The organism is Pseudomonas sp. MWU13-2517, assembly GCF_023242545.1.
Classification (GTDB): Bacteria; Pseudomonadota; Gammaproteobacteria; order Pseudomonadales; family Pseudomonadaceae; genus Aquipseudomonas.
In genome coordinates this window covers 19,534-42,116 of the sequence record NZ_JALMFA010000024.1, presented here as the reverse complement: position 1 = coordinate 42,116, position 22,583 = coordinate 19,534, and the positions used below count along the sequence as shown (strand labels likewise).

At 60.1% G+C, this 22,583-nt stretch carries 19 protein-coding genes; 9 read left to right on the top strand and 10 right to left on the bottom strand.

What is annotated here, in order from left to right:
• The first annotated feature begins 202 nt into the window (after positions 1-202).
• The 4 genes from tssI to M5B97_RS26700 are packed head-to-tail and all read left to right on the top strand — an operon-like array spanning position 203 to position 5,856.
• Complete coding sequence (gene tssI / locus M5B97_RS26715; protein ID WP_248733158.1) at positions 203-2,089, top strand: type VI secretion system tip protein TssI/VgrG; 1,887 nt, start codon at positions 203-205, stop codon at positions 2,087-2,089.
• Positions 2,089-2,925: a DUF4123 domain-containing protein gene (locus M5B97_RS26710; protein ID WP_248733157.1), complete on the top strand. Its 837-nt coding sequence runs from the start codon at positions 2,089-2,091 to the stop codon at positions 2,923-2,925. Before tssI ends, M5B97_RS26710 begins: the two co-directional genes overlap by 1 nt.
• The gene (locus tag M5B97_RS26705; RefSeq protein WP_248733156.1) at positions 2,918-3,712 is read left to right on the top strand and encodes a hypothetical protein; all 795 of its coding nucleotides are present in this window, start codon (positions 2,918-2,920) and stop codon (positions 3,710-3,712) included. Before M5B97_RS26710 ends, M5B97_RS26705 begins: the two co-directional genes overlap by 8 nt.
• Positions 3,712-5,856, top strand: coding sequence for a lipase family protein (locus M5B97_RS26700; RefSeq protein WP_248733155.1), 2,145 nt, complete (start codon positions 3,712-3,714; stop codon positions 5,854-5,856). Before M5B97_RS26705 ends, M5B97_RS26700 begins: the two co-directional genes overlap by 1 nt.
• On the opposite strand, the gene codA is transcribed toward M5B97_RS26700, so the two are convergent.
• From codA to M5B97_RS26660, 8 genes are all read right to left on the bottom strand, one after another.
• Complete coding sequence (gene codA, locus M5B97_RS26695; protein WP_123715262.1) at positions 5,853-7,100, bottom strand: cytosine deaminase; 1,248 nt, start codon at positions 7,098-7,100, stop codon at positions 5,853-5,855. The two genes, M5B97_RS26700 and codA, sit on opposite strands and share 4 nt — an antisense overlap.
• 27 nt (positions 7,101-7,127) lie before the next feature.
• The gene (locus M5B97_RS26690) at positions 7,128-8,345 is read right to left on the bottom strand and encodes a PucR family transcriptional regulator (RefSeq protein ID WP_248733154.1); all 1,218 of its coding nucleotides are present in this window, start codon (positions 8,343-8,345) and stop codon (positions 7,128-7,130) included.
• On the bottom strand, positions 8,342-9,610 hold the full coding sequence (codB, locus tag M5B97_RS26685) for a cytosine permease (RefSeq protein ID WP_248733153.1): 1,269 nt from the start codon (positions 9,608-9,610) through the stop codon (positions 8,342-8,344). Before codB ends, M5B97_RS26690 begins: the two co-directional genes overlap by 4 nt.
• Positions 9,611-9,800: 190 nt before the next feature.
• Positions 9,801-10,424: an NUDIX hydrolase gene (locus M5B97_RS26680; RefSeq protein WP_123715265.1), complete on the bottom strand. Its 624-nt coding sequence runs from the start codon at positions 10,422-10,424 to the stop codon at positions 9,801-9,803.
• A 289-nt stretch (positions 10,425-10,713) separates the two neighbouring features.
• Entirely contained in the window at positions 10,714-11,070 is a 357-nt protein-coding gene (gene queD / locus M5B97_RS26675; protein ID WP_003190259.1) for a 6-carboxytetrahydropterin synthase QueD, read from the bottom strand.
• 63 nt (positions 11,071-11,133) lie between these two features.
• Positions 11,134-11,313 (bottom strand): AlpA family phage regulatory protein, encoded by a 180-nt coding sequence (locus tag M5B97_RS26670; protein WP_349292537.1) that lies wholly within the window; start codon positions 11,311-11,313, stop codon positions 11,134-11,136.
• Positions 11,314-11,419: 106 nt separating this feature from the next.
• On the bottom strand, positions 11,420-11,929 hold the full coding sequence (locus tag M5B97_RS26665) for a DUF4142 domain-containing protein (RefSeq protein ID WP_123715266.1): 510 nt from the start codon (positions 11,927-11,929) through the stop codon (positions 11,420-11,422).
• 212 nt (positions 11,930-12,141) lie between these two features.
• Positions 12,142-13,221 (bottom strand): patatin-like phospholipase family protein, encoded by a 1,080-nt coding sequence (locus tag M5B97_RS26660; protein WP_248733152.1) that lies wholly within the window; start codon positions 13,219-13,221, stop codon positions 12,142-12,144.
• A gap of 149 nt (positions 13,222-13,370) precedes the next feature.
• Between M5B97_RS26660 and M5B97_RS26655 the strand changes: the two genes are divergently transcribed.
• The 3 genes from M5B97_RS26655 to M5B97_RS26645 are packed head-to-tail and all read left to right on the top strand — an operon-like array spanning position 13,371 to position 15,678.
• Positions 13,371-13,694 carry a PepSY domain-containing protein gene (locus tag M5B97_RS26655; protein WP_123715268.1) on the top strand — a complete coding sequence of 108 codons (324 nt, stop codon included), beginning with the start codon at positions 13,371-13,373 and terminating at the stop codon, positions 13,692-13,694.
• Positions 13,694-14,362, top strand: a complete 669-nt coding sequence (locus M5B97_RS26650) for a response regulator transcription factor (RefSeq protein ID WP_123715269.1) — start codon at positions 13,694-13,696, stop codon at positions 14,360-14,362. The genes M5B97_RS26655 and M5B97_RS26650 overlap by 1 nt, the downstream gene beginning before the upstream one ends.
• The gene (locus tag M5B97_RS26645; protein WP_248733151.1) at positions 14,359-15,678 is read left to right on the top strand and encodes a sensor histidine kinase; all 1,320 of its coding nucleotides are present in this window, start codon (positions 14,359-14,361) and stop codon (positions 15,676-15,678) included. The genes M5B97_RS26650 and M5B97_RS26645 overlap by 4 nt, the downstream gene beginning before the upstream one ends.
• A 24-nt stretch (positions 15,679-15,702) precedes the next feature.
• On the opposite strand, the gene M5B97_RS26640 is transcribed toward M5B97_RS26645, so the two are convergent.
• A complete protein-coding gene (locus M5B97_RS26640) occupies positions 15,703-17,850 on the bottom strand; it encodes a methyl-accepting chemotaxis protein (RefSeq protein WP_248733150.1) in 2,148 nt (715 codons plus the stop codon).
• Positions 17,851-18,088: 238 nt separating this feature from the next.
• On the opposite strand from M5B97_RS26640, the gene M5B97_RS26635 reads away from it, so the two are divergent.
• Positions 18,089-19,408: a Na+/H+ antiporter NhaC family protein gene (locus M5B97_RS26635; protein ID WP_167659701.1), complete on the top strand. Its 1,320-nt coding sequence runs from the start codon at positions 18,089-18,091 to the stop codon at positions 19,406-19,408.
• 71 nt (positions 19,409-19,479) lie between these two features.
• On the top strand, positions 19,480-21,159 hold the full coding sequence (locus M5B97_RS26630) for a methyl-accepting chemotaxis protein (RefSeq protein ID WP_248733149.1): 1,680 nt from the start codon (positions 19,480-19,482) through the stop codon (positions 21,157-21,159).
• On the opposite strand, the gene yegQ is transcribed toward M5B97_RS26630, so the two are convergent.
• Positions 21,156-22,475: a tRNA 5-hydroxyuridine modification protein YegQ gene (gene yegQ, locus M5B97_RS26625; protein ID WP_248733148.1), complete on the bottom strand. Its 1,320-nt coding sequence runs from the start codon at positions 22,473-22,475 to the stop codon at positions 21,156-21,158. The genes M5B97_RS26630 and yegQ overlap by 4 nt on opposite strands.
• Positions 22,476-22,583 lie beyond the last annotated feature (108 nt).

Sequence of the window (22,583 nt, the reverse complement as noted above, 5' to 3'; positions counted from 1 at the left end):
CTGAACGGCTATATAAATTATTTTGTAAAAGTTATTTCCATTACTCTCGTACGAAACTTCTTTTTTATTTCTGAAGGGCCGAATTTCCCCTGAAATCGCTAAGCTTCAAGGCGTTCAGGCGCTTTTTCTCGGCTGGCAATCAGTGTTCACGGGGGAGAGCTTTTAATCAGCGAATGGGTTTATTAACGGCGGGTAACAACGGATGGTTGGCGCGTTTGTTTCGTCACGTTTCAAATTGATTATTCCAGAAGTAACTTCCGACTTTCAGGTGCTTGCTTTCAAGGGCCGCGAATTTATTGACCAGCCATATTTCATTCATATGCAGTTGGTCAACGAAAACCCCTGCCTGGATCTGGAAGCATTGCTGCATCAACCGGCGTACCTGCATATAGGTGAGGTGGATCAAGGCTTCCACGGTCAAGTCTATGCGATCGGGCGTGGCGACACCGGCGTCCGGCTCACCCATTATCACCTGACGCTGGCCCCCCGCCTGGCGAGCCTCGCTCACCGTCGCGACCAGCGGGTTTTCCAGCAGTGCAGCGTGCCGCAGATCATCGCCGCCGTGCTTGAGCAGCACGGCATCCTGGCCGATGCGTATGTATTCGAACTGGGGCCTGTGGTGTATCCGCCTCGCGTTTTTTGCGTGCAATACGCGGAGACTGACCTGCACTTTATTCAGCGGTTGTGCGAAGAGGAGGGGATCCACTATCACTTCCGTCACAGCGCGAACAATCATCTGCTGGTGTTTGGTGACGACCAGACCGTGTTCCGACGCTTGGCCGTGCAGCGATATCACTCGGCCAACGATCCGCTGGCTGAAGTGCCAGGCATCCAGCGTTTCGATGTGCGCCTGGACACCCGCAGTCGAAGAACGGTGCGCCGTGATCACGACTTCGAGCATCCGTCCCTGCAGTTGCAAGGGGAAGCGGGCTCTGCAACAGCGTCTTCTCTTGAGGACTATCACTACCCCGCGGGGTTTTCCGGCCATGGACGCGGCAGGCAACTGGCTACTCGGGGCCTTGAGCGCCACCTGGCGGATCGCTGTCGGGTCTCGGGCCGCAGCGACCAACCTCTGCTGTGCAGCGGCCACTTTCTTGAACTGCAAGAGCATCCCGATCCGGTGTGCAACGACTTGTGGTTGATCACCTCGGTGCGCCACGAAGGTTATCAACCGCAGGTGCTGGAGGAGGCGACGAGTGAAGCGGATACCTTTCAGGGCTATCGCAACCGTTTCACCGCGACACCCTGGCGTGCAGTGCACAGGCCGCCGCTGAAACACCCCAAACCCACTATCAACGGCAGTCAGACCGCCACTGTCACGGGGCCTGCCGGCGAGGATGTGCATTGCGATGCCTATGGTCGGGTGAAGGTGCGTTTCCATTGGGACCGTCGTGACCCGACGGATGACAACAGCAGTTGTTGGGTGCGTGTGGCGTCCGGTTGGGCCGGTGACGGGTTTGGCGCAATGATGATTCCGCGAGTCGGCATGGAGGTGTTGGTGAGCTTCCTGGAGGGCGACCCGGACCAGCCATTGATCAATGGTTGCCTGCCCAATGCGTCGCACTTGCCGGCCTACCCCTTGCCGCAGCACAAGACGCGCAGCGTGTTACGCAGCCGCAGCACCCCGGGGAGCACAGGCAGCAACGAATTGCACCTCGAAGACCGCCAGGGGGGAGAACTTATCTATCTGCGCGCCCAGCGTGACCTGGAGCAACAGGTAGGGCATGACAGCCGCCTGGAGGTACAAGGCGACAGTCACATTCAGGTTGGCCAAACCCTGGTGATCGGGGCCGGACAACAGGTTCACCTGACAGCGGGTGCCAGCCTGGTGATCGACGGGGGCACACAGTTGAGTTTCAAGGCTGGGGGTGAACACCTGGTCATTCAAGCGGGCGGTATTTTCAGCAGCCGTCCCATCACTGTCGCAGGGGCGTCGGTAACGAGCGCTTTACCTTCCGGTGATCGCCCCGAGGTTTCCGCCGTTCAAGGCAGCGTTATGGACTTGGCCCGGCAACTGGATGCGGACTACTGCCCCGTATGCGAACGCTGTCGTGAAGGCCAATGCGATCTCACCGGGAGGGCTGCGTGATGCAAGGCATGCCTTATCCATGGATGGTCCAACAGCAACAGGCGGGACGCCAGCTGTGCTTGATTCTCGAAGGGGGCGGCGAAGAGTGCCAGGCGCTTTCAGCGGTTCGCGACCTCTCGCGCTACTGCTCCCTCTACAGTCAAACGGCGGTAGCGGAACTGGCGAAGACAGGTCCGGTGATCCTGCTGCTGGAGGACTTAGCAGAGCCGGGCTTGACCCAATTGCTGCAAAAGCCCGAAACGAACTGGGGATGGCTGGGCAGTTTGCTCAATGACGATCTGACCGACGTGACCCGGCATTGGCGCGAGCGAATGCTGGTCGGCGAACCAGGCCGCCAGGCCCTTTACCGTTTTCAAGACAACCGTACCTTGGCTCGCGTCTTGACGTACCTGCCTGCCGAACAATGGCCAGTGTTCTTGGGGCCGCTGGCCAGTGTGTGCTATTGGCACGACGACGGGTGGTGCTGCCGCGACAACCCGGCACCGGGAGACTATCCGGTGCCTGATCCCGCACCCTGGTCGCAGGTCCCCAACCCCCAGGCTGCGGCCATCCTGCATGCCAACATCTTGCGCTACCTGCTGGCAGAGCACAGTGAGGACCTGGCGGCGCTGGTGGAGTTTCAAGACCCGAGGATCTGGCTGACCCAGGTACTGGAGCAGGCGCACGCCTGGCAATGGTGTGGACCGCAACAGCTCGAATTTCTGGTGGTGCGCCGGTTGGAGGAGGCCACGCGAAGCAGTGTGATTCAGTGGCAGCCGATGAAAGGCGAGACCCCGGTGGAACATTACGAACGGGTGGTGGAGCAGTGGCGCAGGGAAGGGGCGGAACATGTCTAGCTGGATGAACCATGTGGTGATTGTGCTGGGGATGCTGGCGTTATCGGGGTGCGCGGGGAAGAGCACAGACAGCTTTACGCTGGAGCTGGACCTGCCGGCGGATTTTGAACTGAAGACGGCTGCAAATTATCGTCCCGCCACGGGCGCAGCCTGCTCCCTGCCGATCCGTCGAGGCAAAAGGCCAGAGCGAAAGGTCTTTTTTACCAAGTTCAAGCCCGTGGCCAGTCGGGTGAGCTATGAATTGCCACTCAGCGAAACCATTGAGGGGTGTCCTTCGGTATTAAGGAGTGTGCAATTTGATGTTTATGCGAAATGGGGAAAGCAGGATTGGGATGTGGGTGGGGATTTTGCGGGAGTTGGTATCCGAGACCGTTTGGGCGGTGATCTACCTGGGATGCCTGAGGAAGGTGTTCAGGAGTTGAGAGGGCAATGCCGGTGGTATTTCCGCACGATAGGACCTATGCACGCGATCATCAAGATTCTGCAATGCAATTCGTTGGACGCTGCCGGTCAGCCGCAAAAGATGAAGGCCGGCGGCGTTGCCCAACGAGATCAGTTGCGGGGGAAAACGTTAAGAATGGTATTGACGGTTCTTGATGAAGAGTTACCTGCTTTTGACCACAGATGGATAGCTGTACCGGGAGGGTGGAAGCGCTGCCGAGGTAAAAGTTTTGAGGATATCGCAGCGTATTGCACCGGCAACGACTCGGAGTTCAAGCCTGTAAAAATGCCGGATGGACGTACCTGTGATGTCTACCCGACATGCAATCAACAAGGAGCGAATTGATGAAACAAGATGCATGGAAGCATGCTTTTTTCAGCGACAAGATGCCTGCTTGTGCAATGAAAGGGCACCGAGTGAGCTTTTGCCTGGTGGATGAAACGGGGAGTGGGAAAGCGTACGGCGGGCTTGCCTATACGGTTCACGACAGTATGGGATGTGAGTACAACGGTAAATTAGATGGAGAGGGGTTCGCTGATATACAGGGGGTTCACCGCGGTCCTGTGGTTCTCAGGTTCGATGACCTGTATGGCGGGGCACAAGAGCCCTATTACCGATTGAGCGCGCGCCTGACGTACAAGCTGCCGATTACCGAGATTCAAGTCCGCGCCGAACAAACACGGTTTTCTGATGCCAAGGGGCAGCGTATTCAGGGAAATCCCGCCATGCAGCAGGCGGATCGGTTTTATCACGTTGAGGTAAGCGATTTGGTTAATCATGTCGCGCACTTGCCGTCGATCGCTCCTGCGATCTTCAGCCCTCACCGTCATGCATTGAAAATGGTGAACGACCTTGGATTCGGCCCGCCTCTGTCCTCGGGAGTTGTCTTGTTTCCCAATCAGTTCAGCGTGTTGGAAGTACGGCCCTTACGTGCGCTACGGCCAATGCTTTCCACTGCGGATCAGTTCTGTGCCTTGAACTTATACCAATTGGCGCTGATGTCCGCCTTGAGCTACTGCGATTTTGGCCAGCAACCCTCCGAGAAACCTATTGATAAAGTGACGTTCCCGTTCAACCCTACCGTTGGCAATCTGTTTGCCGAAACGTTATCGGGGTATCACGAAGCCTGGCGAGTTGATCTCGAGCAAACGCAACGCTTTTTTCCCGTATATGAAGATGTTCCTTACTCCCGGCGTTTCGAGATCCTGCCCTTCGATCCCGAGCTGTATCCGCAAAACGATCCAGCTCGCGAGGAGGACCAGGAGCATCCCTCGATCCTGCACTTTTTCGACGACGAAGAATTTGGCACTGACACTCAGGCTTTTATCTGCCACCACGATGAAATCGTTCTGATCTCTGTGCGGGGTACTGTCAGCGCCGCCGATGCTCTGCGCGACGCGAATGCCCATCAGGTGGCCTTTGCCGAAGGTGTCGGTAAGGTGCATCTGGGGTTTTATCAGGCTTACCGGGCTATGCGAAACTTCGTGCTGCGCTACCTCAGCCAGTTTTATGAAGACCAGCGAATAGTCATTTGCGGACACAGCCTGGGCGGCGCCATTGCCCTGTTGTTGGCAGAAGGACTGCGTCGTGTATCTGATCCTAGCTACGACATCCTCCTCTACACCTACGGCGCCCCTCGAGCGGCCGACAGCGAGTTCGTCGAAGGCGCTTCTGCTCTGGTCCACCACCGTATCGTCAACCACAACGACCCCGTGCCGAGTGTCCCGGCTACGTGGATGAATACCACCGCCAAACTCTGGATTCCAGGTGCCATAACGTTGTTCAGCGCGCCTGCACACGGCGGCTTGCTCTTCGCCGCCGGGCTTGTACGCGTCGCAGGCAACCCTTACCGGCATCACGGCGAACAGCAGCACTTCATGCCGATCAAGCTTGCGGACGGCACGCATTCTTCGGTGTTATGGAGACCAAGCTGTGCGTCCATTCAGGAGGCGGGCTGTAATCGCGCATTGCAACTGCAGGGCGATATGCCCAATCGCGACAACCTGCTCAAGCAGCTGTTCCAGGCTCATCAGCACTTCATGACTGCCAGCTACATCCCGGCGGCATGGGCCACCTTACGGCGCTGGCAGCAAACACTGGATAACCAGGGGCCCCTGGTCACGCCGAGGGAGTTCGAACTGCTGGATCGGGCCTTCGAAGATATGCGCGAGCAGTTGCGGGCCAAGCGGCGAGACCTTGCCCGACGGCGCCCGGCCAATGATCGCGACTATGAACATAACGATGCCTTGAATGCCGAGATTGACCGATTGCACACCAGCCGCGAGCGCTTGGCAACCCTGCGTTGGCGCCGCCTTGAGGCCCGTGACGTCTACGGCAAACAAGCTTGCAACGCCAACCTGCAATCCAGCCTCAAGCGCTGGTTCACCCATCGGGAAAATCAGGACTTGCCTCAAGTCGCCAGTATCCCGCCACCGATCCTCAATGAGCAGGGGAGAGCTCACACACTGGACATCGACTCAATCGTCTAGTTTGCCGCGTGCATAAACTCCACCTGCGCCGGTTGTCGTTTCATCAGCACTTTACCGTGGCGGATCGAGTACAACGGCAGGCCCTGGCTGCGGATCACCTCATAGTCACTGTCTGCCGAGAGGATCAGCAGGTTGGCCGGTCGACCAGGCTCCAGTCCGTAGCGATCGCCGAGGGCCATGGCCTTGGCGCTGTTGTCGGTGACCAGGTCGAGAGCGGATTGCAGGTTGCGGTAACCGAGCATGTGGCAAATGTGCAAACCCGCTTCGAGTACACGCAGGATGTTGCCGTTACCCAAGGGGTACCAGGGATCGACGATGGAATCCTGGCCAAAACAGACGTTCATACCGGCTTCGAGCAGTTCGTTGACGCGAGTGACGCCGCGCCGTTTCGGGAAGCTGTCGAAGCGGCCCTGCAGGTGGATGCTTTCGGTCGGGCAGGACACAAAGCTGATACCGGAGTGTCCCAGCAGGCGAAACAGTTTGGCGCAGTAAGCGTTGTCGTAGGAGCCCATGGCCGTGGTGTGGCTGGCGGTGACGCGAGCGCCCATGTCACGGCTGCGGGCTTCTTCGGCGAGGACTTCGAGGAACCGCGAGTGCGGGTCGTCGGTTTCATCGCAATGCACATCCACCAGGCAGCCGGTGCGTTCGGCCAGGTCCATGAGGAACTTCACCGAGCTTACGCCTTGGTCGCGAGTGTATTCAAAGTGCGGGATGCCACCGATGACGTCGGCGCCCAGGCGAATGGCTTCTTCCATCAAGGCACGGCCATTGCGGAATGATTCGATGCCTTCTTGGGGAAAGGCAACGATCTGCAGATCGATCAGGTGGGAGGTTTCCTCACGCACCTCCAGCATGGCTTTCAAGGCAGTGAGGTCGGGGTCGGTGACGTCGACGTGGGTACGCACATGCTGAATGCCATGGGCCGCGAGGGTCTGAATGGTTTTTTTGGCGCGGGTCCTGGTGTCTTCCTGAGTGATGGTGGCCTTGCGTTCTCCCCAGCACTCGATGCCTTCAAACAGGGTGCCGCTCATGTTCCAGCGCGGTTCACCCGCGGTTAGGGTTGCGTCCAGATGTATGTGCGGTTCGACGAAGGGCGGTGTCACAAGGTTACCGGCGGCATCCAGGTCGCCAGGCGATAAAATCGGCGCCGCCGCTTGTGGGGTGATGCTGGCGATCCGGCCGTGTTCCAGGTGCAGATCGTGCAGGCCTTCACGGTTGCGCAGGCGGGCATTGATGATATGCATGGGCAAGTTCCTCTTGGCTAAAAACAATCAGGCAGACAGTCGCCAGATCATCAGTGCAATACCGATGTTCAGGCGATCATAAGCGTTATCCAGCGTCAGCCCGGACAGGGCTTCGATACGCTGAACACGATGCGTCAGGGTATTGCGGTGCACGGCCAGGCGTTGGGCGGCGGCTACAAGGTTACCATTCTCGTGAAACCAGGCCTCCAGGGTCGGCATCAGGTTTGGACCATGGTGCAGGTCGTGACGCAGCAGAGGGCCGAGGCGCTCATTGAGGAATTGGTCGAGCAGGGCACGGTCTCGTACGCCGCTGAGCAGCTTGAGCACGCCAAGCTCGTCGTACACGCAGAGGCCGGCGCGTTCGCTGAACCGCCGCGCAGCGGCCAATGCCTGGCGTGCTTCATCTTGTGCCTGGGCCAGGCGTGTCAGCGGGTGTGGCGCCGCACTCAGGCCGATAAACAGCTTCAAGGGTGCCAGCCTCACGTTCAGTGAGTTCAGCCACATGACCAACTGCTGACGATTGGCCATTGCCGTGACGGCGTCGATTGCTGGTAGCAGCAGCGTCCATTGCCCGGCCCGGCCCAATGCTGGCGGCGAGGTCGGGTAATGCAGCAAAAACTGTCGCAACTGCCGGTCGATATGTTCGTGTTGCCGCGCCAATTGCGTCTCTACCTGCGCTGCCTCCCCTTGGGCAAACAGCAACTCACTGCCTTCCAGTTGCAGTTGGACAACCTGCCACTGCCCCGCCAGGGGCATGCCCAACTGCCCGGCCCGATGCAGCAATAAATCCAGGGACTGGTAGTCACCGGCCAGCAGTCGCTCCAACACGTCATGCTGCGAGCGCCCCAACTGCTCGGACTGTATCAGTGCCGAGCCGATCGCCTGGGTCACCAGCACCATTTTCAATGAGTAGGGCTGCTCGATCAGCGGCATACCGGCAGCTTCAGCGGCCTCCAGCACACGTTGGGGGATCGCCTGGATGTACGCCGGCCCGGTCAGAATCACCACGCCCGCCACCTGGCGCTGGCAGGCCTCCTCGAGCAATTGCAGCAGGTTGGCGTCATCCCGTGGGTGATTGATGCCGGTGACGAACACCAATTCGCCGCCCAGCACCCACTCGGCAATTCCGCTGTTCTCCGCGACATACGGCCAGCGCACGCGGTTGTCGCGGCCGGCCTCCCCGGCGCGCAGGCGCATGGATTCCAGGCCAGGCAGGACCAGCACATCGGCGATGGTCAGGCTCATGCCGGGGCATCGGCCAACGGGGCGCGCGCGCGTAGTAGGGCCGTGAGCGCGATGTAGGTCAGCGAGGCCGCGACAATGCCCACCAGTGGTGCGACCCAGGGTGAGTTGAATGCCAGCACGGTACCGAGCGCATAGGCCATCAAGCCTGGCCAGTTGAAAGCAGGCAGGCGCACCTCGGCCAGACGCGGGTATTGCCCGCGATAACGGTAAAAGAAGTCGGCCATGATCACCCCGCCAATCGGAGGTATCGCCGTGCCCAGCAGAATCAGATAGGGCACCAACATGTCGTACATGCCAAGCAACGCCAGCAGGGTGCCGATCACCGCGCCCGCGAGGGTGACCGTCTTGCGACGCCGGGTGCGCAGCAAGTTGCAACCGGCTACGGCAAAGTTGTAGATGGTGTTGTCCTGGGTGCTCCAGATATTGAGCAGCAACATCGCCATCGCGGCCGTGGCGAAACCTTGCAGCAGCAACACTTCCACCACGTCGGGCTGTTGGTACACGATGGCGCCGTACGCGCCGATCAATACCATCAAGCCATTACCGACAAAAAACCCGATCAGGCTGGCCAGCACCGCAACCTTGGCCGAACGCGAGAACCGGGTCCAGTTGGTGGCCTGGGTTGCGCCGCTGACAAAGGTGCCAAACACCAGGGTGATGGCCGTGGACAGGTCCAGCTCTGCACTCGGTACCACCGCCAGCAGGCCATTCAAACCACCCACTTTCACGGTGGCGACCCACATTGATAGAAACAGGAGAATGCCCATGGCCGGCACCGCGATGTAGGACAGAATCTCCAACCCGCGATAGCCCACGTACGCGGTGGCGCAAAATACCAAGCCGAATAGCGCCATCAATGCCAACACGCTGCCTTGGCTCAATTCGAAATATTTGCCCAGCACCACGGCGGCGGTTGCCGTACCCCAGGCGTACCAGCCGATCTGGGTAAAACCGAGAATCAGGTCGCTGAGTTTGCTCCCCACTTCGCCGAAGCAGAAGCGCCCCATCAGCACCGAATTCAGGCCGCTCTTGAAGGCGATATAGCCCAGCCCCGCGGCGTAAATGCCCAATAACAGGTTACCCAATGCCACGACGCCGAGCATGTCGGTAAAACTGAACGCCACGCCCAGCTTGCCGCCGGCGAACATGGTCGCGGTAAAAAAGGTAAAGCCTAGCAGCACCATGGCGGTGGACGACAGGCCCTTGCGCGCATGCAAGGGGACTTCACTGAGAGGATAATCGTTGCCCGGTTCCTGCTGCGTCATGTGCCTTGCTCCCTGATGAGTGACGCAGGCCTGTTGCACCGGGCGTGCCAAATCAGCAGCAGTGACGGGCGCACGGTTGGCGTTGTGCACCGTGCACATTATTTGTCGCCAAACAGCCGTAAAAAGCCGTGGGGAATGTTCTCGGTGCCCACTCGGGCACGAAAGCAGTGCGGCGGTGATACAAATTGGATCAGTCGAACAGCGTCAGCGTGGTCTCGCCACGGTGAAACGCAAAAGCCGCCTCAAGGTCACTTTCAATAGTGCGCCCACGAGACAGGGGCGGCAGGTCATCCAGGCTGAAAAAGCCCACATCCGTAGTTTCGAACCCCGCCGCGGGCGCGAGTTGATCCACCCGTTCGCAAAGGAAATACAGCTTGTAGAAGTCCCGCACGTCCGGTCGATACAGACCCTTGGCCTTGTGGGTGACGCTGTACAGTGCCCGTGCCGTAACGGTCAGGCCGGCCTCTTCGCGAATTTCCTTGATGATGTTCTCTGCCGCAGACAAGCCGATATCGGCATATCCACCGGGCAATGCCCAGCAGCCATCGGTCAGCTCTTTCACCAATAGAATCCGCTCGCCCTCGATCACCGCACCCCGCACATCGATCATTGGCGTGGAATAACGTTTTGCAAAGTCCGGCACCAGACCCGTGATGCGTTCCAGCGGCACATTGCCCAATTGCGCGAGCATGCTGTGGGCAATCTCGGCGATCTCTTCCAGACGCTCGCGTTCGAAGTCGTCGGTACAAAAATGCAGCCCGGTGGACGCCAACGCCTGCAAGCGTTTGGCTTGGGCCAGCCAGGTGTTCTCCATGGGTGTCTCCTCCGTTCTGCACAGGGTTTTGCCGGTTGAGGGGTGCTACGCGGGGCGTAAAAAAACCACCGCAGGGGTTAATGCCAGTCAGTTAAGAAGGAGAAGGGCTAAAAAGTAACCTGTGGCGAGGGAGCTTGCTCCCGTTGGGCCGCGAAGCGGCCCCGCTCTTTGTTTACAAAGCATGGGACTGCTGCGCAGTCCAGCGGGAGCAAGCTCCCTCGCCACAAATATAGCGTTCACCTTTAACTGACTGGCATTAACCGCAAGGGTGGTTCTTTATATCGCTGGCCTATTCGCCGCGATAGATGCAGCCGCTGGTGCATGTCTCGTGGATGCGGATCGCACTGAGTTCCGGCAACAGGGGTTTCAACTCGTTCCAGATCCACTTGGCCAGCACTTCACTGGTAGGGTTTTCCAGGCCAGGGATGTCATTGAGGTAGTTGTGGTCGAGACGTTCGTAGAGCGGCTTGAAAATCGCCTTGATCTCCGAAAAGTCGCGAATCCAGCCGGTATGCGGGTCCAGGTCGCCGCTCAGATGGATTGCCACCTTGAACGAGTGCCCGTGCAGGCGCCCGCATTTATGGCCTTCCGGCACGTGCGGCAGGCGGTGGGCGGATTCGAAAGTAAACTCTTTGAAGATTTCCACGGTGTGACCTGTAGGGCTTGTGTTGCGTGGGTTTGAGAGGATCGTCAGTTTCTGTAGAACTGATCAATGTACCGATTGGTCGTTGCTGGAGGTGTTTGAGCTCATCCATTCAGCAATTGCCGACTGACGCCAGGCGACCGAATTGGGGGGCATTCTAACCTGTTTTGGCGATGTGCCCTCGCTGATCCGACGATAAAGGGTATTTCGGCCCAAGCCGGTGGTGTGAAGCCCTCGTCGAGGCACAGGAGCGAGTTGATATTTCTCGCGCGGCCTCTTCCCTATAGGTGATTGCTTTGAGTCTTCATATCAAAGCAGGGGAGAGGAGCCTCCCTGGGAGGCTCCGATGATTTTACTTGGCATCACCGTCGTGAGCCTTGGACAACGTCTTGGCATGCTCCAAATGGGACTTCAGCTTAGGCAGCGTTTCGGTGGCGAACGCCTTGATTTCAGCATCTTTGCCCTCGGAAATTTCCTTCTCGAAAATTTCAATCGTGGCTTCATGCGCCTTGACCTGATTGTTGGCATAAGCTTGATCGAAGGATTTGGCACTGCGCAATTCCAGGATCATTGCCTTGGCCTTATCCATAAGCTCTGCACTGTCCGAAACTTTCAGATTCTTGGCATCTGCGATGGATTTGAGCTTGGCGTTCGCTGCCGTGTGATCCTTGACCATCATGTCTGCAAAACTTTTGACATCGGCGGCACTGCCTTTTTCCAGGGCGAGCTTGCCTGCCTCGACTTCAGCGACCCCCTTGGCGGAGGCGTCTTCTACAAAATCGTCATCCTGTGCTGCGAATGCACCTTGGGACGCCAAGCCGACAAGCAGGGTAAGCGCGCAAGTTTTCAGTACGTTTGCCATGATTCAGTTCCCTCTTCATATCTGCTGGGCAATAGCGCCCATAAACGTGTGAGCACGTGGTCGCGGAATACGTTCAAGTTTCTTTACCGCGACAGCCTTGCACATAGCGTCGTCTCCGCTTGTCGGAGCCTATGAATAGTGAGGGGCAGCTTGTTTCTGGTAGATCAACGGCGTGGGTGGCAACGGCGCCGCATGCTCGCGGCGAGCCTTCATCAAAGCGCCTGCAAACGGTCGCCCAGCCCACCCTTATCGGCCAGTTCCAGGAACTCATCGCCCAATCGCCGGCTTTCGCTCATTGCCGTTTGCCAGTATCTGTTGCGGCTCGGGTCGTCGCCCATGAAGCGCTTGAAGTCGCTGCGGTCCGGCAGCTTGCCGTGGGGCAGGCGGGCCAGGTAGTCCCTGGATGGCGCCAGCAGCAACACATCCTGCAAACCCTGCTGGTTGCTGCGCCGCCACGGCAGGCCCTTATCAAACCAGCCAGGGATGACCCGGTCGGTAAAGTGCGGGTACAGCACGATGTCGTCGCCGTGGTAGGGCAGGTCGAGGTGGTAGTCCAGCAGGCCGCCGTCGCGATAGGTCCCCTGGCCTGCGCCGGGCAGGTCGCGCACGCCTTGCATCACCATGGGGATGGAGCCTGAGGCCAGCAATGCCTGGCGCAGGTTGCCCAGCTCCAGTTCCAGGAAACGCGACGGGAAATCCGTCAGCGGATGCACCGGCGGCGCCTGGCGCGGGTCGTGGATGATCAGTCGCTCAAAATGCCGTGACAACCGCGCGCGACCGCGCAAGTTATCCGCAATCACCGATGTCAACCCCAGGCCCAGACGCCCGCGATGGTCATCGGCGAGCAGGCCGTGGCTTTTGACCACCATGATGTTCAGGCGATAGTGGGGGTTAGCCAGCACCTGCGCATCGCGGCCTGCCAGCAGGTCATCGAGCATGCGCTGGCAGCTTTGCGTGACTTCAGCCATGGTCACGCCTTTGGCGAAGCTCTGTTCGTTGTACAGGCGGCCGAGGTCGAGCAAGCCTTGTACCGGGTCGGGCAGGCAGGCGCTGGCAAATCGCCAGGAGCCGATGGAGGCGCCGATCAGCGCGCGCTCACGGGGCGCGCGCGCCAGCCAGTCGCCGAACAGCGCCAGGTCCAGTCCCTGAATCCCCAAGGCCTTGGGGCCACCGGCCGCACCGGGTAGGATGCCGACATCGGCAGGCTTGAGGCCCTGTTCGCGAATGCGTGCCAGGGCACGCCGGCCGGCCTTGAGGGTCAAGGCGGGAAACTTGATGTGGATGGCTGTCATACCGGTCTCTTTTGAAGCAAGCGGGGCAGTATAGGAAATCTCGCCTGGCGATGGGGGCGTCGATCGATGAAAATTGCCATGGTGGCAATTCAGTTTCAGTTAAGTTGCGACGGTTAACGTGGTGACCTCAAGGAACAGCAGGATACGCAATGAAGGTAAATCTACGTGTGGGCAGTCCAATGGCGTTGGTATTGCTATTGGCCAGCTCCCACTTGACGGCCCATGACCTCGGCCCGGACGAAGCCTTGCGTCTGCGCCAGAAGGGCATCATCGCCCCCCTGGAGCACTTGCTGGGCCCGGCGTTCGAACGCTACCCCGGTGCCAAGTTGCTCGATGCCGAGCTTGAAGAGCACAAGGACCGCGCGGTGCCCTATATCTACGAAATCGAGTTGCTGACGGTGGAAGGAGTCGTGCGCGAAATCGAACTCGACGCGAGCACTGGAGCGCTGCTCAAAGATAAGGAAGACGACTGATGCGCCTGCTTTTGGTAGAAGACAACGTTCCTCTGGCCGATGAGTTACTGGCCGGCCTGCAACGCCAGGGTTATGCCGTCGACTGGCTGGCCGATGGCCGTGATGCTGCCTATCAGGGCAGCAGCGAGCCCTATGACCTGATCATTCTTGACCTTGGCTTGCCCGGCCTGCCCGGGCTTGACGTATTGGCGCAATGGCGTGCGGCGTCCTTGGTGACGCCGGTGCTGATTCTGACCGCCCGCGATTCCTGGGCCGAGCGCATCGAAGGGCTCAAGGCCGGCGCGGATGATTACCTCGCCAAACCCTTCCATCCTGAAGAGCTATTCCTGCGCATCCAGTCGCTGTTGCGCCGCTCCCACGGCCAGGCCAACCAGCCCACCTTGCAAGCCGCCGGCCTGCATCTGGATGAAGGTCGCCAGTGCGTGCTGCGAGACGGCGACGAAATCCAGCTGACCGCCGCCGAGTTTCGCCTGCTGCGTTACTTCATGCTGCACCCTCAACAGATCCTGTCGAAAAGCCACTTGGCTGAGCATTTATATGACGGCGAGAACGAGCGCGATTCCAATGTGCTGGAAGTCCACGTCAACCATCTGCGCCGCAAGTTGGGGCGCAGTGTGATCGAAACCCGGCGTGGCCAGGGTTACCGGTTTGGCGCCAGCCCTGCATGAAGTCCATTCAGCGGCGCCTGAGCCTTGGCCTGATCAGTGTGATGGTGGTCGTTGGCGTGGTGCTGGCGCAGACCAGCCTGTGGTTATTCGAAGCCGGGTTGCAGCGCTACCTGGAGGCGGGGCTGCGCAACGACAGCGAGAACCTGCTGGTCGCCCTGGTGCGTGGGCCCAATGGAATGCAACTTGATGAGCAGCGTTTGTCACCCGCTTATCAACGGCCGTTTTCCGGTCATTACTTTCGTATTGATTTTGCCGATATTCACTGGCGCTCCCGTTCGCTTTGGGATCAGGAGCTGCCGCGTCTCCCGCAGATCGGCCTCAAAGGCAATCTGCAATTGGGGCCGGAGGGCCAACAACTGCTGGTATTGCGTTCGGACTACAAACGCTTCGGCCAGACGATTTCCATCAGCGTGGCCCAGGACTACACGCCTGTGCGGGAAAGCTTTCGCCTGATGCGTCAGATCGGCCTGGTGCTGGGGCTGGCGGCGTTATTACTGGTGTTGGTCCTGCAACGAGTGACCGTGCGTCGCGCCTTGCGCCCGTTGGAAACTGCGCGCGAACAGATCGCCCAACTGCAACAAGGCCAGCGCTCCCAACTCGATACCCAAGTGCCGCTGGAACTGGAGCCGTTGGTCTCGCAGATCAACCATCTGCTGGCCCACACTGAAGACAGCCTCAAGCGTTCACGCAATGCCTTGGGCAACCTCGGGCATGCCTTGAAAACCCCACTGGCCGTGTTGTTGAGCGCAGCGTCCAGCGAGCCGCTCAAGGACCATCCGCAACTGAGCAAGTTGTTGCGCGAGCAGCTTGAGCAAGTGCAGCAACGCCTCAATCGTGAACTCAACCGTGCGCGCCTGGCCGGTGAAACCTTGCCCGGCGCATTATTCGACTGTGAAAAAGAACTGCCCAGCCTGTTGGCCACGCTCAACATGATCCACGGTGAACACCTGGACTTGAGCTACCAGGTGTCGCCCGGCCTGCAACTGCCCTGGGACCGCGAAGACCTGCTGGAACTGCTCGGCAACCTGCTGGACAACGCCTGTAAATGGGCGGACGCCGAAGTCCGCCTGATCATCAGCGAAACGGCGCAGGCCTATCTGTTGGCAGTGGAAGACGACGGCCCCGGTATACCCGAGACCGATCGCGACAAGGTGCTTAGCCGAGGTATGCGCCTGGATGAGCAGATCGACGGCCATGGCCTGGGGTTGGGGATCGTGCGGGATATCGTTGAGGTGTGGGGCGGGGTGTTGCAGTTGCAGGAGAGTGAACTGGGCGGGTTGAAGGTGTTGATTGAGTTGCCCAGGCGCCAGGCTTGAGCCCGGCGCCTCGACAGCGCGGCATTACACTTTGAATTGGTCCATCAACCCCTGCTGTTGATTCGCCAGGCGGTTCAGCGCCTGGCTGACCCGCGCCGACTCATTGGCCTGCTCCGACAACGATTCGGTCACATCCCGGATCGTCGCCACATTGCTGTTGATCTCTTCAGCCACTGCGCTTTGTTCCTCGGCCGCGCTGGCGATCTGCAGGTTCATGTCGCTGATCACGGTGACAGCGTCGCCAATCTGGCGCAAGGCACTCACGGCCTGGCCTACCTGTTCGACACTGCCCTGGGCCTGGCGGTGGCTGTTGCCCATGGCGCCGACCACCTCGGTGGTGCCGCTTTGCAATTGCTCGATCACCAGGCGGGTCTCTTCCACCGATTCCTGGGTACGTTGCGCCAGGTTACGTACCTCGTCGGCAACCACGGCAAACCCACGGCCAGCTTCACCGGCCCGGGCCGCTTCGATGGCGGCGTTGAGCGCCAGCAGGTTGGTCTGCTCGGCGATGCCGCGAATCACTTCCAGCACCGAACCGATTTGCGCGCTGTTGGCTGCCAAGCCTTCGACCTGGGCCATGGCGGTACTCATGTCGGCGGCGAGTGCGCCGATGTTGCTGGTGGTGCGGTCGATCACGGTCAGGCCTTCGCGGGTGGCCTGGTCGGCATCGCGTGCAGCCTGGGCGGCTTGGGCCGCGCTGCGGGCGACATCCTGCGCGGTGGCGCTCATTTCATGGGAGGCGGTGGCGACCTGATCCACCTGGCGGTATTGCTGTTCCATACCGGCGCTGGTTTCGGTGGCAATCGCGGCGGATTGGTCGGCGGTACCACGGGCGTCCTGCACTGACCGTTTGACCTCGGCAATGATCGGCTGCAGCTTGTCGAGGAAGCGGTTGAACCAGCCGGCCAGTTGGCCCAGTTCGTCTTTTTTGTCATAGGCCAGGCGGCGGGTCAGGTCGCCTTCGCCACTGGCGATGTCTTCGAGCATGCGTGCCACGCCGAGAATCGGACGGGTCACGCCGCGCGCCATCAGCCATACCAGGGCCAGGCCGGCCACCGCAGCCAACAGCCCCAGGCTCAGTTCCAGCAGGGTGCCCTTGGCATTGTCGGCGTCCAGTTGTGCTTTCAGGGCTTCGGCAGGGGCGACCAGGACTTTTTCCGGTACGTCCAGCAACACACCCCAGGGCTTGCCACCCGGGATCGGTATAAATGGCGCCAATACCTTGAGCTGGTGGTCGGTACGCAGGCTGCGGGTTTGCGTGCTGCTGGCCAGCGCGCTGATCAACTGCGCGCCGCTGACGGTATCGACCTGGTCCAGGCGTTGGCTGAGTTTGCCGGCGTCCGGGCTGTAGCCGGCAAGCAAGCCGGTCGGGCTGAGGATGCTGACCTGAGTCTGGCCGTCATACAGTTTTTGGCTCGCCTGTTGGCTCACGGCCTGCAAGCTGTTGAGGTTGATGTCCACCGACAGCGAGGCGATGACTTTGCCGTTGGCCATCAGCGGGAACACGATGCTGGTCATCAGCACGTTCTGCCCGTCGATCACATAAAAATACGGTTCGATCACACAGGGTTTAAGGGTCGCGCGCGGGCAGGTGAACCAGGCATTGGCTTTCTCGCCGCTGGGGCCGACGCTGGTGTCGGCCATATCACTTTCGGGCAGTGGCATCGAGGTCAGTTTGCCCGGGGTGGGCTGCGACCAATACAGGGCAAAGCGGCCTTTTTCGTTGCTGCCCAATTCTTTCTGATTGGCGAACAACTCGTCCTTGCCATCCAGCGCATTCGCTTCAAACACCAGGGACAAACCAAGCAGGTCCGGGTTGGCTTGCAGCGCGGCCTTGACCTGGCGAGTCAGGTCTTCACGGGTGTCGAAGGCATCGAGGAAGCGCTTTTCAGCCTGTTCGCGCAGGAACAGCACTTGGCGGGAAAAGCCATGGCCGTACTGGTAGGCATCCATGAACTGCTGGCGAATGCCCAGTGACTGCACTTCACCCTGCGCCTCGATGCGCGCCTGGGCCGAGGCATCAAGCATCTGCATGCTGGATGCCTTGACCTGCTCGGAGCTCTGCCCCATGCGATACAGCGACAGCCCCACCAGCAGGGTTACGATCCCCAGCAGGCAGAGACCGGCGAGCAGGGTGATTTTCCATTGAATGGAGAGCTGCCTAAGCGACATCGGGACATCCTTACCTGAAAACACGTAGAGATCCGTTATCGGCTGTGCGGTTTATTTCTTTATTCAAACGTTCAATAGAAAGCTCAAAGCGGCGTCGTTTTTTGACATGGCCGCCCGCCTGCTGCAAAGTGCGCGCCCTCTAATAAGACCTCCTCAGCCTGCACGTCGGCCACCCTGTTTGATGGCCGCCTGGGCGCCGCACGCCTGTTCTTCTGTTTTTTGTCTTGAGGTAACCATGATTAACGCAGTAATCGCCGCGGTCGGCACCATGCTGGTGCTCAGCCTGTCCCGCGTGCATGTGGTCATCGCCATTATTGTCGGTGCCCTGGTGGGTGGCCTGACCGGTGGCCTGGGTATCGACGCCACGCTCAAAGCGTTCAACGGTGGCTTGGGCGGCGGCGCCACCGTGGCTTTGTCTTACGCTTTACTCGGTGCTTTCGCCGTGGCGATTGCCAAATCCGGCCTGGCCCATGCCCTGGCGGACAAAGCGCTGCTGATGGTGGACCGACAGGAAGCGACCGGTGGCAGTCACGTCAAATGGTTGTTGATCGGCCTGCTGTGGGTCGTAGCGATCGCCTCGCAGAACATCCTGCCCATTCATATTGCCTTTATCCCGTTGTTGGTTCCGCCGCTGTTGTACGTGCTGACCAAGCTGCAACTGGACCGCCGCCTGATCGCCTGCGTGATGACCTTCGGCTTGATCACGCCCTACATGTTCCTGCCGGTAGGTTTCGGCAACATCTTCCTCAACCAGATCCTGCTGGCCAACGTCGCCAAGAGCGGCGTAGACATCAGTCAGGTCAATGTCACCCACGCCATGGGCTTGCCGGCGCTGGGCATGGTGGTCGGCCTGTTGATGGCAGTGTTTGTCAGCTACCGCAAAAAGCGTGTGTATGACTTGGAGAAAATCGAACGGGTCGAGCAAGTGGCGGTGCAGTACAACCCGTTGACCCTGTTGGTGGCCGGGCTGGCGATTGCCGCGGCATTCATCATTCAATTGTGGCTGGACTCGATGATCATCGGCGCCCTGGCCGGGTTCCTGATCTTCTCGGTGTCGGGCATCGTGCGCTGGCGCGAGACGGACGACCTGTTCACCGAAGGCATGAAGATGATGGCGATGATTGGCTTCATCATGATCGCCTCGTCGGGTTTTGCCGAAGTGCTCAAGGCTACCGGTGACGTGCGTTCGCTGGTTGAAACCTCGGCGGCATTCATCGGCCATAGCCGCGGTGTGGGTGCATTGCTGATGTTGCTGGTGGGGCTGCTGGTGACGATGGGTATCGGTTCGTCGTTCTCCACGGTGCCGATCCTCGCCGCGATTTTCGTACCGCTGTGCGTGCAACTGGGCTTCAGCCCGTTGGCCATCGTGTGCATCGTCGGTACGGCGGGGGCCTTGGGCGATGCCGGGTCGCCGGCGTCGGACTCCACCCTCGGCCCGACCTCCGGGCTGAACATCGACGGCCAGCATCACCATATCTGGGACACCGTGGTGCCGACGTTCTTGCACTACAATATCCCATTGCTTGCGTTTGGCTGGATTGCCGCGATGACCCTCTGACAGGATCGTCCTACAGAAATCGGGTAATAGGCCGTTAACCTCTCAAGTCGCCACGAATAAGAGAGAAAGCCATGCGTCTGAGTTTAAAGGCCAAAGTCCTGTCCCTGGCCGTCGTGCCGGTGTTGCTGTTTGCCGTGGTCATCAGCCTGACCACCGTGTGGATCCTGAAGGGCCAGGCGCGCAACGAGGTGGACGAAACCCGCCAGCGCCTGCTCAACGACGCCAAGGCAACTCTGCAGAGTTACGTGGAAGTGGCCATGACCACCATCAAGCCGCTTTACGACGCGGCGGCCCCCGGCGATACGGCGGCGCGGGCCGAGGTGGTCAAGCTGCTGTCCAGCACCAGCTACGGCAAGGATGGCTACTTCTTCGGCTACGACTCCGAGACCATCCGCCTGTTCAAGGGCAACAGCCCCGACGGCGTAGGCAAAAGCTTCAAGGACAACCGCGATCCCAACGGTGTCTACGTCAATCGCGACCTGGTCAAGGTCGGCAAGGACGGCACCCACTACCTCCAATACAGCTCCACCCAGCCCGGCCAGACCGAGTTGGTGCCCAAGCTCGGCTACACCGAGTACTTGCCGAAATGGGACATGGTGATTGGTACGTCGGTCAACCTGGATGGCATCGAGGCCCAGGTGGCGGTGGTCGAGGCCAAGGTCGAGAAACGCATGGAAGGTGTAGTGCTGAGTATCCTCGGCGTCGCCGTCGTGGTGCTGCTGGTGATTGCCGTCGTGGGCATGATGGTAGCCAATACCATCCTGCGTCCGCTGAGCCTGATGAAAGCCAACCTTGACGACATCGCCGCCGGTGAAGGCGATTTGACTCGGCGCCTGGCCATTACCAGCCAGGACGAGCTGGGCGATCTTGCCGGTGCGTTCAATCGTTTTGTCGACAAGATCCACGGCCTGGTGCGCCAGATCACCGAGATGACCACCCAGCTGACCGGCCTGGTCAGCCAGGTTTCCGATCAGGCCCAGCGTTCCGAGCAGGCCATGGAGCGCCAGCGCCACGAAACCGACCAAGTCGCCACGGCGATTAACCAGATGTCTTCCGCCGCCCAGGAAGTGGCGCGAAGTGCCCAGGGCGCCTCAGTGGCTGCCCAGCAGACCGACGCCGAAGGCCAGGCGGCCAAGCGTGTGGTGGACGGCAGCATCGCGCAGATTCATGCGCTGGTGAACGATATCCGCAGCAGCGGCGTGTCCCTCGACAGCTTGCAGCAGGATGTGTCGTCGATTGTCAGTGTGCTGGGTGTGATCCGCTCGATTGCCGAACAGACCAACCTGCTGGCCCTCAACGCCGCGATCGAAGCCGCGCGGGCAGGGGAGGCCGGGCGAGGTTTTGCGGTGGTGGCCGACGAAGTGCGTGCCCTGGCCAGCCGTACCCAAACCAGCACCCAGGAAATCCAAAGCATGATCGACCGCCTGCAAAAAGGCACGGTCGCCGCCGTGGACGCCATGCGCCGCTCCAGCGACGCGGGCGATGGCACCTCGGCCCAGGCCAATGAAGCCGGGGCCTCACTGGACACCATGGCGCAACTGATCGGCACGATCAATTCGATGAACGCCCAGATCGCCAGCGCTGCCGAGGAGCAGACCGCCGTGGCCGAAGAGATCAACCGCAGCGTGCATCAGATCGCCGCGGCGGTGGACAGTGTGGCCGATGAAACTCAGTTGGGCGCCCAGACCTCGCGCAGTCTGGCGGATCTGGGGCAGCGTCTGGGGCAGTTGGTGGGGCAGTTCAGGATCTAGAGATCGCGCATCAATAAGCCAAAGCGCACGTCCATGTCGGCTGGCAGTGGCACGTACACGGTGTGTCCATCCCCTGGCGCCACGTCGATGGTTTCGCCTTTGGCATTGTGCAGAGAGGCCAGGTCAAAGTGAAAGTTGCCGGCGGGGGTCATCAACTCCAGGTGATCGCCCACGGCGAAGCGATTTTTCACCTTGACTTCGGCCCGGTCGCCACGGCGCTCGCCGGTGAGCTCCCCGACAAACTGCTGACGCTCCGACACTGAACTGCCGTTCTGGTAGTTCTGGTATTCGTCATGCACATGACGGCGTAGAAAGCCTTCGGTGTAACCGCGCTGGGCCAGGGATTCGAGGTTGGTCATCAGGTTGCGGTCGAAGGCGCGCCCGGCCACCGCATCATCAATGGCCTGGCGGTACACCTGGGTGGTGCGCGCGCAGTAGAAGTGGGACTTCGTGCGGCCTTCGATCTTCAGCGAATGCACGCCCATGTGTGTCAGGCGCTCCACATGCTGCACGGCGCGCAGGTCCTTGGCGTTCATGATGTAGGTGCCGTGTTCGTCTTCGAAGGCGGGCATCTGCTCATCGGGGCGGTTGGCCTCCTGCAGCAGAAAGACCTGGTCGGTCGGCGCGCCGATCCCCAGGGTGGGTTCCGGATGGTAGTGCCGGACGATATCGCCCGTGGCGTTTTCCACCGCCGGCGTGGCCTGGTATTTCCACCGGCATGCGTTGGTACAGGTGCCCTGGTTGGCATCGCGCTTGTTCATATAGCCCGAGAGCAGGCAGCGCCCGGAGTAGGCCATGCACAAGGCGCCGTGCACGAACACTTCCAGCTCCATGGCTGGTACCTGCTGGCGGATCTCGCCGATCTCTTCCAGGGACAACTCCCGCGACAGAATCACCCGGCAGATGCCTTGCTGTTGCCAGAACTCGACACTGGCCCAGTTCACCGTATTGGCCTGCACCGACAGATGAATCGGCATCTCGGGAAAGTGGCGGCGCACCAGCATGATCAAGCCCGGGTCGGACATGATCAGCGCATCCGGGCCCATGGCAATCACCGGCGCCAGGTCTTTGAGGAAGGTTTTCAGCTTGGCGTTGTGCGGCGCGATGTTGACCACCACGTAGAAGCGTTTGCCCAGTATGTGGGCTTCCTGAATACCCAGGGCCAGGTTGGCGTGGTCGAACTCGTTGTTGCGCACCCGCAGGCTGTAGCGCGGCTGGCCGGCGTAGACCGCATCGGCGCCGTAGGCGAAGGCATAGCGCATGTTTTTCAGGGTGCCGGCGGGGGCGAGCAGTTCGGGGGCGGTCACGGAGGGCATGAGCTCAAGTCGCAAAAGGTCGCGAGGGTAAAGGAGCCGGGGGCCGGGTTTATTGATCCAGGTCGCCCTTTGCTGATTTGTATCGCTGTGTATCGGCAGCGGGCGTTC

Bases quoted from the DNA above. Each gene is read 5' to 3' on its own strand.
- tssI (WP_248733158.1), top strand. From the start codon at position 203: ATGGTTGGCGCGTTTGTTTCGTCACGTTTCAAATTGATTATTCCAGAA.
- M5B97_RS26710 (WP_248733157.1), top strand. From the start codon at position 2,089: ATGCAAGGCATGCCTTATCCATGGATGGTCCAACAGCAACAGGCGGGA.
- M5B97_RS26705 (WP_248733156.1), top strand. From the start codon at position 2,918: ATGTCTAGCTGGATGAACCATGTGGTGATTGTGCTGGGGATGCTGGCG.
- M5B97_RS26700 (WP_248733155.1), top strand. From the start codon at position 3,712: ATGAAACAAGATGCATGGAAGCATGCTTTTTTCAGCGACAAGATGCCT.
- codA (WP_123715262.1), bottom strand. From the start codon at position 7,100: ATGCATATCATCAATGCCCGCCTGCGCAACCGTGAAGGCCTGCACGAT.
- M5B97_RS26690 (WP_248733154.1), bottom strand. From the start codon at position 8,345: ATGAGCCTGACCATCGCCGATGTGCTGGTCCTGCCTGGCCTGGAATCC.
- codB (WP_248733153.1), bottom strand. From the start codon at position 9,610: ATGACGCAGCAGGAACCGGGCAACGATTATCCTCTCAGTGAAGTCCCC.
- M5B97_RS26680 (WP_123715265.1), bottom strand. From the start codon at position 10,424: ATGGAGAACACCTGGCTGGCCCAAGCCAAACGCTTGCAGGCGTTGGCG.
- M5B97_RS26665 (WP_123715266.1), bottom strand. From the start codon at position 11,929: ATGGCAAACGTACTGAAAACTTGCGCGCTTACCCTGCTTGTCGGCTTG.
- M5B97_RS26660 (WP_248733152.1), bottom strand. From the start codon at position 13,221: ATGACAGCCATCCACATCAAGTTTCCCGCCTTGACCCTCAAGGCCGGC.
- M5B97_RS26655 (WP_123715268.1), top strand. From the start codon at position 13,371: ATGAAGGTAAATCTACGTGTGGGCAGTCCAATGGCGTTGGTATTGCTA.
- M5B97_RS26650 (WP_123715269.1), top strand. From the start codon at position 13,694: ATGCGCCTGCTTTTGGTAGAAGACAACGTTCCTCTGGCCGATGAGTTA.
- M5B97_RS26645 (WP_248733151.1), top strand. From the start codon at position 14,359: ATGAAGTCCATTCAGCGGCGCCTGAGCCTTGGCCTGATCAGTGTGATG.
- M5B97_RS26640 (WP_248733150.1), bottom strand. From the start codon at position 17,850: ATGTCGCTTAGGCAGCTCTCCATTCAATGGAAAATCACCCTGCTCGCC.
- M5B97_RS26630 (WP_248733149.1), top strand. From the start codon at position 19,480: ATGCGTCTGAGTTTAAAGGCCAAAGTCCTGTCCCTGGCCGTCGTGCCG.
- yegQ (WP_248733148.1), bottom strand. From the start codon at position 22,475: ATGCCCTCCGTGACCGCCCCCGAACTGCTCGCCCCCGCCGGCACCCTG.